The 15,802-nt window shown below is 33.2% G+C and carries 7 protein-coding genes; 5 read left to right on the top strand and 2 right to left on the bottom strand.

Going from position 1 to position 15,802, the window contains the following annotated elements; all coding sequences use genetic code 11:
- Window positions 1–978: a peptidoglycan DD-metalloendopeptidase family protein gene (locus ASF10_RS03725; protein WP_056245644.1), complete on the bottom strand. Its 978-nt coding sequence runs from the start codon at window positions 976–978 to the stop codon at window positions 1–3.
- 263 nt (window positions 979–1,241) lie between these two features.
- On the opposite strand from ASF10_RS03725, the gene alaS reads away from it, so the two are divergent.
- Complete coding sequence (gene alaS / locus ASF10_RS03730; RefSeq protein ID WP_056245646.1) at window positions 1,242–3,878, top strand: alanine--tRNA ligase; 2,637 nt, start codon at window positions 1,242–1,244, stop codon at window positions 3,876–3,878.
- A 475-nt stretch (window positions 3,879–4,353) separates the two neighbouring features.
- Here alaS and ASF10_RS03735 read toward each other — a convergent pair whose 3' ends face one another.
- Window positions 4,354–6,099 carry an ABC transporter ATP-binding protein gene (locus ASF10_RS03735; protein WP_056245650.1) on the bottom strand — a complete coding sequence of 582 codons (1,746 nt, stop codon included), beginning with the start codon at window positions 6,097–6,099 and terminating at the stop codon, window positions 4,354–4,356.
- 236 nt (window positions 6,100–6,335) lie between these two features.
- On the opposite strand from ASF10_RS03735, the gene ASF10_RS03740 reads away from it, so the two are divergent.
- From ASF10_RS03740 to ASF10_RS03755, 4 genes are all read left to right on the top strand, one after another.
- The gene (locus ASF10_RS03740) at window positions 6,336–7,112 is read left to right on the top strand and encodes a hypothetical protein (protein ID WP_056245654.1); all 777 of its coding nucleotides are present in this window, start codon (window positions 6,336–6,338) and stop codon (window positions 7,110–7,112) included.
- Between the two features lie 104 nt (window positions 7,113–7,216).
- Window positions 7,217–8,185 carry a GSCFA domain-containing protein gene (locus ASF10_RS03745; RefSeq protein WP_056245656.1) on the top strand — a complete coding sequence of 323 codons (969 nt, stop codon included), beginning with the start codon at window positions 7,217–7,219 and terminating at the stop codon, window positions 8,183–8,185.
- 194 nt (window positions 8,186–8,379) lie between these two features.
- Window positions 8,380–13,479, top strand: coding sequence for a translocation/assembly module TamB (locus ASF10_RS03750; RefSeq protein WP_056245659.1), 5,100 nt, complete (start codon window positions 8,380–8,382; stop codon window positions 13,477–13,479).
- A complete protein-coding gene (locus ASF10_RS03755; protein ID WP_056245662.1) occupies window positions 13,463–15,781 on the top strand; it encodes a BamA/TamA family outer membrane protein in 2,319 nt (772 codons plus the stop codon). Before ASF10_RS03750 ends, ASF10_RS03755 begins: the two co-directional genes overlap by 17 nt.
- The last annotated feature ends 21 nt before the right edge of the window (window positions 15,782–15,802 follow it).

Below are 15,802 nucleotides of genomic sequence, written 5' to 3' on the forward strand. Positions count from 1 at the left end.
TTAATCTAATGACTGATTTTCCTGGTTTGCCATTTGTGAAATTGCCACATATTCTACTGCCGAAATATTTCCGTAATAAAAATTCAGCGGGTTTACGACTTTTCCGTCTTTATGAACTTCATAATGACAATGCGGACCTTCAGATCTGCCAGTACTCCCTACATATCCAATAACATCGCCGCGTTTGACATGTTGTCCGGCTCTGCAATTGTATTTACTTAAATGAGCGTATAAACTTTCGTATCCAAAACCATGCCTGATCACAACATGATTTCCAAATCCTGACGCCGCAGCATCTGCTCTTTCTACAACTCCGTCACCAGTGGCATAAACGGGAGAGCCCGTGTTTGCTGTAAAATCCATTCCGTTATGCATTTTTCGCACTTTTGTAAACGGATCAGTTCTGTATCCAAAACCGGAAGCCATTCTTTTTAAATTCTCATTCCTGACAGGCTGAATCGCCGGAATTGCCAATAACAAACTTCCTTTTGTACTCGCTAACTGCAATATTTCATCTAATGATTTCGATTGTATGGCGAGCTCTTTTGACAATTTGTCAATACGTTTTGTTGTGTTTAATACCAACTGTGAGTTGTTATATCCTTCTAAATCCTTATAGCGTTTAGGATCTCTAAAACCTGCTTTTCTGATAGAATCCGGAATTTCGGTTTTATTAAAATAAACCCTGTATATATTGTTGTCCCTGTTTTCTAATGCTTCGGTTACATCATCGATTTCATCCATTTTTTTGTTTAAAATCGCATATTGTAGCTTCAAATTTTCAATTTCACGTGCCTGTAATCTGTCTTTTGGTGTTTCGAAGTAAGAAGTGTTGATTAAAAGTACAAAAACTAAAAAACCAAACAATGCCGAAGCCAACAAAAACAGCAATGCATAGCCAATTTTAGCTCTTTTTCTGGTTTTTATTTTCGTATAAGCCAGATTTTCTGAGTCGTAATAATATTTTACTTTCGCCATATTTTAAAATACCCTATTTTTGCAGCTTGTAAAATAAGTTAGTCGAACAAATTTAAGAAATGTTTCAGTTGTTCCCAGCTTTTTTTCAAGAATAAAACAGAATTAGATAATGTGTCAATTTGATAATTAGATAATGTCTTTAAAGTGAAATTTATTGTCCTGGACGATAAGTTTCTAATTTAAAAAATAACATTAACTTATTTTCAGAGGAAGCAAATTATCTAATTAACACATTATCAAATTATCACATTTCTAATTATAACATGAAATCACAAGACGTACGTAAACAATTTTTAGATTTTTTTAAAAGCAACGGACACTTAATCGTTCCGTCGGCTCCTATTGTGCTTAAAGATGATCCAACCTTAATGTTCAACAACTCGGGAATGGCCCAGTTTAAAGAATATTTTTTAGGAAACGGAACTCCAAAAAGCAAAAGAATAGCCGATACGCAAAAATGTCTTCGTGTTTCCGGTAAACATAACGATCTTGAAGATGTAGGGTTTGATACGTATCACCATACCATGTTCGAAATGTTAGGGAACTGGTCTTTTGGTGATTATTTCAAAAAAGAAGCAATCAACTGGGCCTGGACTTTATTGACCGAAGTTTATAAAATTCCGAAGGAGAACCTTTATGTTTCTGTTTTTGAAGGAAGCAAAGAAGACAATGTACCTTTTGATCAGGAAGCTTGGGATATCTGGAGAACATTAATTGATGAGGACCGAATTATCCTTGGAAATAAAAAAGATAATTTCTGGGAAATGGGAGATCAGGGGCCATGCGGACCTTGTTCTGAAATTCACGTTGATTTAAGATCAAAAGAAGAAAAAGCACAAGTTTCAGGAAAAAGTTTAGTTAATAATGATCACCCGCAAGTAGTTGAAATCTGGAATAATGTATTCATGGAATTCAACCGTAAAGCTGATGGATCATTAGAAAAACTTCCTGCACAACACGTAGATACCGGAATGGGATTTGAACGTTTGTGTATGGCTTTGCAAGGAAAAACATCAAATTATGATACAGATGTTTTTACGCCGCTTATCGAGAAAGTAGAACAAATTACAGGTTTAAAATATACATCTGATGAGATAAAAAATATCTCAGAAGAACAAAATAAAACAAATATTGCGATTCGTGTTGTGGTAGATCACGTTCGTGCGGTTGCTTTTGCAATTGCCGACGGACAATTACCATCAAACACCGGAGCAGGTTATGTAATTCGTAGAATTTTGCGTCGTGCAATTCGTTACGGATTTACATTCTTAAATACAAAAGAACCTTTTATCAATAAATTGGTAGAAGTTCTGGCAAATCAAATGGGAGAATTTTTCCCGGAAATCAAATCGCAACAACAATTGGTTACCAATGTAATCCGCGAAGAAGAAGCTTCTTTTTTAAGAACTCTGGATCAGGGATTACAATTGTTAGACAATGTAATTGCACAAACTAAAGGTGAGGAAGTTTCCGGAGCAAAAGCATTCGAATTATACGATACTTTTGGATTCCCGAAAGATTTAACGGCTTTGATTTTAAAAGAAAAAGGAATGTCTTTTAACGAAGCTGAATTTGATGCGTCGATGCAGGAACAAAAAAATCGTTCGCGTGCAGCATCAGAAGTTTCAACAGAAGACTGGTCCGTTTTGATTCCTGGAAATGTAGAAACATTCGTTGGTTACGATAAAGTAGAGAACGATGTAAAAATTACCAGAATTCGTAAAGTTGATTCTAAGAAAGATGGAATCTTATATCAAATTGTTTTAGATAATACACCATTTTATCCAGAAGGTGGAGGACAAGTTGGTGATAAAGGAACATTAGTTTCGGCAAACGAAACAATCGAAATTATTGATACAAAGAAAGAGAACAATTTGATTTTGCATTTTGCGAAACAATTGCCTGAAAATATTGAAGCTGGTTTTGTAGCAAAAGTAAATACGGAGTTAAGAAGTTCAACTTCTAAAAATCACTCTGCTACGCACTTAATGCATTTGGCTTTAAGAAACCTTCTTGGAACTCACGTAGAGCAAAAAGGTTCATTGGTAAACCCAAATTATTTGCGTTTTGACTTTTCGCATTTTTCTAAAGTTTCAGATGACGAATTACGTCAGGTAGAAGCAAGTGTAAATGCGCAAATCGAAGCACAATTGCAATTGGTAGAACACAGAAATATCCCAATTAAAGAAGCATTGGATAAAGGTGCAATGGCTTTATTTGGAGAGAAATACGGAGATAATGTTCGTATGATTGAATTTGGTGACAGTAAAGAACTTTGCGGTGGAATTCACGTAAAAAACACAGCAGAAATCTGGCATTTCAAAATTATTTCTGAAGGTGCAGTAGCAGCTGGAATTCGTCGTATCGAAGCAATTACAGGTGATGCAGTAAAAGATTTCTACCAAAACCAAGAAAACACTTTATCTGAAATAAAAGAAACATTAAAAAATCCACAGGATATTTTAAAATCGGTAGCTTCACTTCAAGATGATAATGCAAAGTTGAAAAAGCAAATCGAGCAATTACTAAAAGAAAAAGTAAATGCTTTAAAATCGGATTTAGAGAAGGATTTCCAGGAAGTAAACGGCGTAAATTTCCTTGCAAAACAAGTAGATTTAAGCATGGCATCGACTAAAGAATTAGCGTCTGCTTTAGGAAGTTCAAAAGCAGATTCGTTTGTGTTTTTAGCTTCTATAGAAGATGGTTTACCAAATATTCACTGTTATATTTCTAAAGAATTAGTAACAAGCAAAAGCTTAAATGCAAATGCAGTTATCAAGGAACTAGGAAAATATATTGAAGGAAACGGAGGAGGACAACCTTTCTTCGCATCCGGAAAAGGTAAAAATACTGGTGGAATTGCTGAAGCTTTAGTTCACGCAGTTGATTTTGTAAAGTAAGGTTTTTTTTAAAAGTTGCTAAGAATCTATCCCGAAGCCTCGGGACTAAGGTGCTAAGATTTTAAAATTATTGATATAGTAAACCCGACAGGTTTTTAAAACCTGTCGGGTTTTTGTTTTTTTGCCACTCCCGATAGCTATCGGGATAAAGGATTAAAATGATTTTTTCATCGTTTTTGTCATTTCGACGAAGGAGAAATCTTCTCAAGTAACTCCGCAATCAAAATCGCCAATCTTTGTCGAATCCCGAGTGTGATTTCTCCTTCGTCGAAATGACAAACCGTGCGTTAAACTCGATTATTAAAACAAAAAAACTAACATTTTAGAAGGAATTAAAAGAAAGGGCTTTAGCCAAACGTAACAGTTTGGCTAAAGCCCTTTCTTAATTTATTTTTCCATCCAGCTAAAGCTGGAGGCTATTCAAAAAAAACTTAGCACCTCAGTCCCGAGGCTTCGGAATAGAATCTTAGAACCTTTATTTACGTTCCCCAATTTGCTGACGCCACATAGCGTAATACAAACCTTTTTCGATAATTAAATCTTCATGTTTGCCTGACTCAATAATTTTACCTTGTTCAAGTACAAATATTCTATCAGCATGCATTACGGTAGATAATCTGTGTGCGATTAAAACCGTGATTCTGTTTTTATCAGATATATTTCTGATTGTGGTATTGATTTCTTCTTCGGTAATAGAATCTAATGCAGAAGTTGCTTCATCAAAAATCAATAAATTCGGATTTCTTAAAATAGCGCGAGCGATTGATAAACGTTGTTTTTCACCACCGGAAACCTTAATTCCGCCTTCACCAATTGTGGTATTTAAACCATCTTCGGCACGTTGAAGGAGTTTTTCGCAACTTGCTCTTTTTAACGCATCATATAAATCTTCATCAGTAGCATTTGGTCTTACGAACAATAAATTTTCGCGAATCGTTCCGGAAAATAATTGTGCGTCTTGCGTAACGAAACCTAATTGTTTTCTTAAATCAAGTAAATCAATATCTGTAGAATCAATATCATTGTAAAGAATCTGACCTTCTGCCGGTGTATATAATCCGACCAAAAGTTTAACCAAAGTTGTTTTTCCTGAACCAGACGGCCCAACAAAAGCAACAGTTTGTCCTTGTTTAATTTCGAAATTAATGTTTTCTACTGCTTTAAACTTGGCAGTTTTATGTTGAAAACTCACATTCGAAAAAAGTAAAGATTGAATAGCTCCAACATGTTTTGGATTTTTAGGGCGAAATTCTTTTGGAGCACTTAATAAAGTTTTAAAGTTTTCCATTGAAACTTTAGTTTCATTTAGTGCAATAATGAAATTTCCTAATTCTTGCAATGGACCAAAAATAAAGAAAGTAAAAAATACCATCGTTAATAAATCACCAACAATAATTTTTTGTCCAAATAAGAAATAATACAAAGTAAAAACCACACAAGTTCTTAAAAAGTGAACCGTTGTTCCCTGAATAAAACTCAAACTTCTGATAAAACGGATTTTCTCCAGTTCAAGTTGCAGGATTTTAAAAGTATTTAAGTTCAGACGTTTTTCTTCCTGATACGTTAATCCAAGACTTTTTACAAGTTCAATATTTCTTAAACTTTCGGTAGTAGAACCTGCCAAAGCGTTGGTTTGATTGACAATTTTTCGGGAAACGATTTTGATTTTTTTACCCAAATAAGAACTGATTAAAGCAATAATAGGAGCGGTAACCAAAAAGATAAGCGAAATACGATAATCGATTCTTGCAACATATACAATTACAAATATGAACCCGATGATTGTTTGAAAAATCAAAGAGATCGAAAGTGTAATCAATTTTTCAGAATCAGAACGTACTTTGGTTAATTTGCTTAAAGTTTCTCCACTTCGTTGATCTTCGAATTCGGCATAAGGTAAATCAAGTGATTTTTTGATTCCGTCCGTATACATTTGTGCTCCGGTTCTCTGAATCACTACATTAGTAAAATAATCCTGAAAGTTTTTGGTAATTCTCGATATCATTGCAGCGCCAAGAGAAAGACCCAGCCAGAAGGATAAAGATTTTATGAATCCAATTTCGTTTCCTGCGTATTTATGCAAACCAACGCCGCAATCCTGCATTAATTTACCGGTAATAATAGAGTCTGATAAGCTGAAACAAATGTTTATAGAGGCCATAATCAAAGCAAAAAGCAGGAGCATTTTATGCTTGATTATATAAGAATATAATAATTTCATAGGTGAGTTTGAATTTAGAGATGCAAAAGTAGTGAATAGTTTGGCTTTGTAAAGTTGCTTTTTGTTATTAAAACTGTAATTTTTTCTGCAGCTGAAATTAATGATTGCGTTTTCTTTAGTCTGGAATGTTTAATTATTTAGAAAAAGTATTTTTAAGTTTGAATGTGGAATGCCGTAAGGTTTTGATTTGGGGTTGTATTAAGTTTGCCCCAATTACAAATCTAACCTAATCAAAAATGAAAAAAATTTTATGTCTTTTTAGTGCCTTAACAATGGTATTAATGTCATCTTGTTCTAGTGATGATTCTTCTGATGGAGGTTCTGCAACACTATTACCTACAAAAATTGTTGAAACAACTGTAGAAAATTCAAAGCCAGGAAGTCTTACTTATACGATAACTTACGACGGAAATAAATTAAAAGAAATTGCAGGTTCTGATGCTGCAAGATCTGTTTATACTTACACAGGCGATCTTATAACTAAAGTTGAATTTTACGTTTCGGGTTCTTTGTACTACACGGATGTTTATGCATATGAAGGTGGTAAATTAGCGTCTAAAATTACTACGGCTGAATCTAATAAAACTACTCAGCAAAAATTAACTTTTGTTTATAATGCAAATGGTACAGTTACTTCAAAATCATCTGCTGTAGTAAATAAAGTTGAAATTCCATACGACGGTACTGTTACATATACTTTTTCAAACGGAAATTTAGTTTCTACAGAATATGCTGACGATGCAAAAGAAATTATTACAAGTACATTTGATGATAAAAAAAGTCCGTTTAGTAATATTACAGGTGTAAAACTTTTATTGGATTTAGATGATAATTTTGATTTTTCATCAGTAAATAATACATTAAAAAATGTTACTGTAACTTATGACAGTGATGGAAAAATTACTCAAACAGCGACAGTAACGACTACTAATAAATACAATGACAGTAATTTCCTTACTGAATCATTCGCAGGAGATGCTAAAGATTCTGAAAAACTAGAGATTACTTATTAATTAGTTTTTTATAATTAAAAATATCCCCAGTCAGCAATAGTTGATTTGGGGATTTTTTTTGATCCATAATTGAGTTTTAAGCTGTATTTTTGAATAAAAAAGCCATGCAATTCAGAACCCAAATACCAATTTCTAAAACCAATAATCCAATCGATTATAATTCGAAAATAATTTCTATTGGTTCTTGTTTTGCGGAGAATATGGCAGAGAAATTCGATTATTTTAAATTTCAGAATGAAACCAATCCGTTTGGAATTATTTTTAATCCCATTTCGATCGAGAAAATAATAAGTCGTGTAATTAAACAGGAATTTTATACAGAGAAAGATGTTTTCTTTTATAATGAACGCTGGCACAGTTACGAAGTACATTCGGATTTAAGTAATAGTGATCGCGAAGAATTATTAGAAACGCTCAATAAAGCGATTTCAGAAACGTATAAAAATTTAAAAGAAGCCACACATATTATTATTACTTACGGAACTTCCTGGATTTACAGAAATTTAGAAAGCGATAAAATCGTTGCCAATTGCCATAAAGTTCCTCAAAAACAATTCTCAAAAGAGTTATTGCCAGTTGATACAATCCAGAAAAGCATTCAAAATATGATTGATTTAATTCAGGTTTTAAACCCGGATATAAACTTCATTTTTACCGTTTCACCTGTACGACATATCAAAGATGGTTTTGCAGAAAATCAATTGAGTAAATCGCATTTATTTTCGGCTGTTCATTTCAATCTAAAATCTATCCCGAGGCTTGGGGAAAACAATACTAAATTAGAATATTTCCCGTCATACGAAATCATGATGGACGAACTTCGCGATTATCGCTTTTATAACGAAGATATGCTTCATCCGAATCAAGTGGCAATTGATTATATATGGCATAAATTCAGTGAAAATTACATTGCTGAAAACAGTTTTTTAACTATGCAGGAAATATCAGAAATTCAAAAAAGTCTGCGACATCGCAGTTTCAATCCGGATTCTGAACAGCATCAGAAATTCTTAGCTAAACTTCAGCAAAAAATAAGTAGAATAGAAGATAAATGGGGACATATTAAGTTTTAAAATTAATTTGTCTGTTTATCTTAGCACCTTCATGGCATATAAAAAAGTAAGAAAATAATTATTTGTCCGTAAAATTTTAGAATAATTGCGTGTAATTATGTAAATTGTTAAGGTTTAAAATTCACAATTTTGTAGACTGTAAAAATACAGCCTTATAATATCACAACTTTAATCTAATCGTGTTTTATTGACTTATGAATAACAAACCCATTCATTTTCTTAAAAAAACACTGCGTATACTACTTTGGTGCGTGGTTTCTATCATTGCACTTTTATTACTTCTTATTGTTTTAATTCAGGTTCCATCTATTCAAAATTATGCAAAGGATAAGGCGATAACTTATCTCTATAATAAGATAAAAACTAAAGTTTCATTAGATCATATTTCTATTAAATTTCCTAAAGATGTAGTTCTGGAAGGTTTTTATTTTGAAGATCAAAAAAAGGATACCCTGCTGGCTGGTAAACGTTTAGTGGTCGATGTTGATCTTTTTAAATTAGTAAGCAGCGAACTTGAAATTAATTCGGTTTCACTTGAAAACGTTACAGCCAATATTTCCAGAAATAAAGAGGGAGTTTTCAATTTTGATTATATCATTAAAGCTTTCGAATCAAAAGAACCAAAAGTAGAAGATCCGGATAGCAAACCCTTCAAAATATCAGTTGTAGATGTGAATCTGGACAATATTAAATTTAATTTTAAGGATGATTTTGCTAAAAACGACATCAAAGTTAATCTCACACATTTTGATACAAAATTCAAGGAATTTGAATTGGACAAAATGAATTTTGATATTCCAAATATCAATCTAAACGGATTGAAATTGGTTTTGGATCAGGATGTTGTAGAAAAAATTGCCGAAGTTTCAGTAGAAACCGTTGATACTATTTCGAAAAGAAAAGATTTTAAACTAAATCTGGGTAAAATCAGTTTGTCTAAAATTGATATTGCGTATGATAACAAAGATTCTAAATTAGATTCCGGAATCAAATTAGGTAATCTGGATTTATCGGTTAACAAAATCGATTTAAATAAGCAGCTTTTGGATTTTGATACTTTCGAACTAAAAAATCTTAAAGGAAATTTGAGATTAGGTACAAAAGACAAACAAATTAAAACGCCCAATTTAGATTCAACTGCTATTAAACAAGCGGGATGGAAAGTAAAACTGAATGATGTAAATATCGAAAATATTGCTTTCAGGTTTGATGATATGCAATCAAAACCAGCCTCAAGAGGAATTGATTACAGCCATCTTGATTTAAATAAATTCAATCTTAAAGCGGAGAAATTGTATTACGGAAACGATACTATTTCCGGAAATATAAAAGCATTAACGGCAAATGAAAAAAGCGGATTACAGATTCAATCTTTAAAAACCAATTTCTTTTATGGACCTAAAAATGCGTATCTGAATGATTTATATTTAAAAACTCCACAAACATTACTTCAAAATAAAGTAAAAGTGGGGTATAATTCTATTGCAACAATTTCTAAGGATTTAGGAAATCTTTCGTTAGAGGCAAACTTAAATCAGGCGAAAATTGGGTTTAAAGATATTCTGTTATTTGCTCCGGATTTACAAAAGACAAATCCGTTTAAGAGTAACCCAAATGCAATTTTATATTTGAATACACGCTTGAGCGGAAAAATAAAAGATCTTGATATTCCGCAATTCGAAATGAGCGGAATAGGAACTACCAGAGTTTCACTTTCGGGTAAAATAAAAGGTTTGCCTGATGCTCAAAAAGCCTATTATGATCTTGATATCAAGAAAGTATCGAGTACTTCAAAAGACATTTATTCGTTTATTCCCGCAGGAACAATTCCCAAAAATATTCAGTTGCCGTCGCAGTTGAATTTACAGGGAAAATTTAAAGGTTCTGTTCAGAATTTCAAAACCAATCTGGCTTTAAACAGTAGTTTTGGTAACGCAAAAGTAGACGGCTTATTTGATCAGCGTGTTAAGAAAAAAGAGAAATACGACGCCACGGTTTATTTACTGGATTTTGATTTAGGACGATTAATCAAAAACGATTCAATAGGAAAAATTACGCTTAAAGCGAAAGTAAAAGGAAATGGTTTAGACCCAAAAACGGCTCGCGCTCAATTTGACGGATTGGTTCAGAAAGCAGTTTTCAACAGATATACGTATAAAGATTTAGCCTTAAAAGGAAATATCGAAAACGGATCATTTGCAGTAAAATCAGGAATGAAAGATCCTAATTTACATTTTGATCTTGTAGCAAGCGGAAATACAAAAGATAAATATCCGTCGATTCAATTAAAATTAAACCTTGATATTGCCGATTTGGAAAAACTGAATCTTCACGCCGGACCAATGAAATTGCGTGGTAATATCGATGCAGATGTTGCGAATAGTAATCCTGATTTTTTAAACGGAAAAGTGTTTCTTTCGAACATTCAGGTTTTACAAAATGCAGAACCAATCGTTTTAGATTCTGTGCGCATAATTGCTTTTGCTGATAATAATCGAAATAATATCAAAATTTCATCTCAGTTTTTAAAGGCTGAAGTAGACGGAAAATATAAATTGACGACATTAACTGCGGCGATTAAAAAATCATTAGCTAAATATATTGATTTGAAAAATCCTAAAGTAAATGGAGAATCAGACGAACAGCGTTTGGCTTTTACCTTAAAAATTGATAATGATCCGATACTTTTTAAATTGGTTCCTAAATTAACGGGTTTAGAGCCTATTAATATTACCGGAAAATACAATAATGTCGCAGATTCTTTAGAAATAAAAGGAACTATTCCGCGAATTGTTTACGCTGATAATACAATATCTGACGGAAAAATAAATATCGAAGGCAAAGAAAATGCTTTAGAATATCTGGTTTCTGTGGCAACGATTGAAAGTGGTTCTTTAAAAATTCCGTTTACGAGTTTATCGGGAAAAGTCGAAAATAATCTTTTGACTTATGCACTTGAAGTGAAAGATGTAAAAGACAAACAACAATATTTTATTGCAGGAGAATTTAAATCAGAAGATTCTAAAAACATATTAAAAATCGATGCAGAAAACTTTGTACTGAATTATGATAAATGGACTGTAGATCCTGAAAATGCAATTGAATTTGGAGGAAAAAGACTTTACATCAATAAATTTTACTTGTCGAATTCAGGAAACGAATTAAAAATTCAGTCTCAGGGAACTCAGGATAATTCACCGTTAAAAGTTGATTTTGTAAACTTCAAAATCGAGACGATCATGAACATCGTCAAAAAAGATAAACTTTTGATGCAAGGTTTGATTAACGGAAACGCAGTTGTAGAAAACGTGATGACGAAACCTACTTTTACATCTGATTTAAAAATTGATGAATTTGCTTTTAGAGGCGAACCTGTTGGTGATATTGCGATAAAAGTAGATAATAAAACCAATAATTTACTGGCAGCAAATGTTACGCTTAGCGGTGAAGGAAATGATATGAACCTAACAGGTAATTATAAAATTGATAATGGTAATCTTGATTTTAATCTCGATTTGAACAAACTGAATATTAAAAGTATTCAGGGTTTTACTATGGGAAATATTACCGAAGTAACAGGATTCTTAGCCGGAAATTTTAAAATTACCGGAAATGCAAGCGCACCAAAGGTAAACGGAGAATTAAACTTTAAGGATACAGGTTTCAGAGTAAAAAAGCTAAACTCATTCTTTAAAACACAGGACGAAAAAATCACGCTTCAAAATGACGTAATTACATTTGATAAATTTACGTTTCATGATGAAAATGATAATAACCTAACGATAAACGGAACGATAAAATCTGCAGATTATACCAATTTTGATTTTGGATTAACGGTTGTTGCTGATGATTTTAGAGCTATACATTCTAAAGAAGCAGACAATGATTTGTTTTATGGAGATTTGATTCTGGACACGAAACTAAACATAAAAGGAACACTTGAAAATCCTGTTATTGGCGGAAATATTAAAATAAACAAAGACACGAAGTTTACGGTTGTTTTGCCACAATCAGATCCTTCAATCGCTGACAGAGAAGGTATTGTTGAGTTTGTTGATGAAGATAATATGTATCTGAAACAAACTATTGCAATGGAAAACAAACTAAATCAATCTGAATTGGTTGGTATGGATGTGAGCGTTGAAATTGCAATAGATAAAGAAGCTGAACTGACACTTGTAATCGACAAAGGAAACGGGGATTATCTAAACCTAAAAGGAGAAGCTCAACTTACCGGAGGAATTGATCCGTCAGGAAAAACTACTTTAACCGGTAAATATGAATTTTCTGAAGGGGCATATGAAATGAACTTTAATATGATCCGCAGGAAATTTGACATCCAGAAAGGAAGTTATATTATCTGGAACGGAGAACCTACAATGGCGAGTTTGAATATTACAGCCATTTATAAAGTAGAAACAGCACCAATAGATTTGCTTGGCAACCAATTGCCAACAGATAATCCTACGGTGAGAAATACGTATAAACAGAAAATTCCGTTTCAGACATTATTAAAAATGAACGGTGAACTTTTAAAACCGGAAATTACTTTTGATATTGTACTTCCTGACGGAAATTATGATGTTTCTACAGATGTTGTATCGCTTACGCAAACAAAACTAGAACAATTGCGACAAGAACCAGCCGAGTTAAACAAACAGGTTTTTGCGCTTTTATTACTAAATAGATTTATTGGCGAAAATCCGTTTGCAAGCGAAAGTGGCGGAACGAGTGCAGAATCATTGGCAAGACAAAGTGTGAGTAAAATACTTTCGCAACAGTTAAATGATCTTGCCGGAGAATTAATTACCGGAGTTCAGCTGGAATTTGATCTTGAATCTACAGATGATTATACAACCGGAACAAAAGAAAACAGAACTGATTTGAATGTTGGAGTTTCTAAAAAACTATTAGATGACAGATTAAAAGTAACGGTAGGAAGCAGTTTTGCAGTCGAAGGACAGGAACGCGCCAACGAAGAAAGTACGAATATTGCGGGAGATGTAGCACTAGATTATCAGCTTACAAAAGATGGACGTTATATGGTTCGTGCGTATCGAAAAAATGAATATCAGGTCGCAGTAGAAGGGCAGGTTGTCGAGACAGGAGTTGCCTTTATTATTACGATGAGTTACAATAAATTCAGAGAACTTTTTCATCGTAGTGCAGCAGAAAGAGAAATGATTAAAGAAGAAAAGCTACGCAAAGAGAAAAGAAAACTCAAAGAAAAAGAAGACAAGAAAAAAGAAGAAAACGAAGAAAATCAAATTGAAGGAAATGAGCAAAAAACATAGCAATATAACAATTAGATATGCAAAATATTTTATAGCGCTGTCCTTGTTTTTTGTTTTTGGGTGCAGCAATACAAAATATTTAGCCGAAGGAGATTTATTATATACCGGAGGTTCTGTAACAGTAAAAGATTCTATTATAAAAAAGAAAGACAGAAAAGCACTGGAAAAAGAACTGGAAGATTTATTGCGTCCTAAACCCAACAAGCAAATCTTAGGATTACGTCCTAAATTATGGATTTATAACCTTGCAGGTGAACCTAAAAAGAAAAAAGGAATTCGATATTGGCTTCGTAATAAAGTAGGCGAACAACCCGTGCTTTTTAGCAAAGTCGATTTAGATTATAATGCTTCGGTACTTAGAAGTTTTACAGAAAACCGCGGTTATTTTAAAAGCCGTGTGAGCGCAGATTCTACTGTAAGAAACAAAAGAGTAACGGCAGAATATACTGTTATCCCTAAGAAACAATATATTATAAAAAGCGTGACTTTTCCGGATGATTCCCTCGCAATATCAAGAATAATTGGAAGATCAAGCCGAAGAAGTTTATTGAAAGTAGGAAAACCGTATGATCTCGATATCATAAAAGCCGAAAGAGAAAGAATAGACGCTAGGCTTAAAGAGAGAGGATATTTTTACTTTAATCCGGATTATATTTTAGCTCAGGTCGACAGTAGTAAAGGCGATCATGAAGTAAAAATTAAACTGGTAATAAAAGCTGATGCGCCGCCAAAAGCGCTTACATCTTATAAAATCAATAAAATCATTGTATATCCTAATTTTACTGTTTCTAAAGACAGCGTAAAATATACTGAGAAAGATATTGTTAAGTACAAAGATTTTACAATTATTGATACCGCAAATACTTTTAAACCAAGAGTTTTTGACAGAGCAATTTTTTTTAAAAAGGGAGATTTATACAGTAGAAAAGATCACAATCTCACGCTAAATCGTTTCGTGAATTTAGGAACTTTTAGTTTTGTGAAAAATGAATTTAAGCCTTCAGACAGTTTGAAAAATAGTTTGGATTCTTATTATTACCTGACACTTTTGCCTAAGAAATTTATTCGTGTTGAGGTTTTAGGAAAAACAAATTCCGCAAGTTATACCGGAACAGAAGTAAATGTAAACTGGAATAACAGGAACTTATTTCGCGGTGCCGAATTGCTTACCGTATCTGTTTTTGGAGGTGCTGATTTTCAGCTTTCAGGTGCGAATAACGGCAAGAATATCTATAAACTGGGAACAGAAACCAGTTTAACATGGCCAAGATTTATCGTTCCGTTTTTTCATATAGAAGGTTCAAGCGAATATGTGCCAAGAACGAAGGCAACTGTGCGATACGAATTTCAAAACAGGACACAATTATATGCTTTAAACTCTTTTAAAACCTCTTTTGGTTATCAATGGAAAGAGAACATTAGAAAAGAACATCAATTGAATATTCTTGATGTGACGTATGTAAGTCCAAATAATGTGACAGCAGAATATAAACAGGACATTGAGGAAGATGCTTCGCTGGGGAAAGTAATCGAAAAGCAATTAATTTTTGGTCCAACGTATTCGTATACCTATACCAATACGATGCAAAAACGTAAAAAGAATACATTTTATTTTAATGGAGAATTAGATTTGGCAGGAAACATTACAGGTTTGGTCACAGGCGCAAATGTCAAAAAGAATGATACCATAAAAATATTTGATGTTCCGTTTAGTCAATTTGTAAAGTTAAAAGCAGATTTCAGACATTACTTAAAACTAAGTAAAGAAAGCGAATTAGCCAGCAGGATTATTGTTGGAGCAGGACTTCCGTACGGAAATTCAGGTGCATTGCCAACCTCAAAACAATTTGTTGTGGGAGGAACCAATAGTATTCGCGCCTTTAGAGCCAGATCGCTTGGTCCGGGAAGTTACCTGAATACAGAAACAACAAACAATTATTTACCGGATCAATCCGGAGATCTAAAATTAGAATTTAGTACAGAATACAGGGCTAAACTTTTTAGTATTGTTCGTGGAGCTTTATTTATTGATGCCGGAAATGTTTGGCTTTTAAACGCGGATCCCAATAAACCAGGCGGACAAATTACGAAAGATTTCATGAAAGATATTGCCGTTGGAGCTGGAGCAGGATTACGTTTTGATTTGTCTTTCTTGGTTTTAAGAACAGATTTGGCATTCCCGTTAAGAAAACCATATTTACCTCAAGGCGAAAGATGGGTAATCGACGATATCAATTTTGGAAGCGGACCCTGGAGAAAAGATAATTTGATTTTAAATATCGCAATTGGATATCCATTTTAGAAAAAGTTTATTACGTTTTTT

The sequence above is a fragment of the Flavobacterium sp. Leaf82 genome (genome assembly GCF_001422725.1).
In the GTDB taxonomy this organism is placed as follows: Bacteria; Bacteroidota; Bacteroidia; order Flavobacteriales; family Flavobacteriaceae; genus Flavobacterium.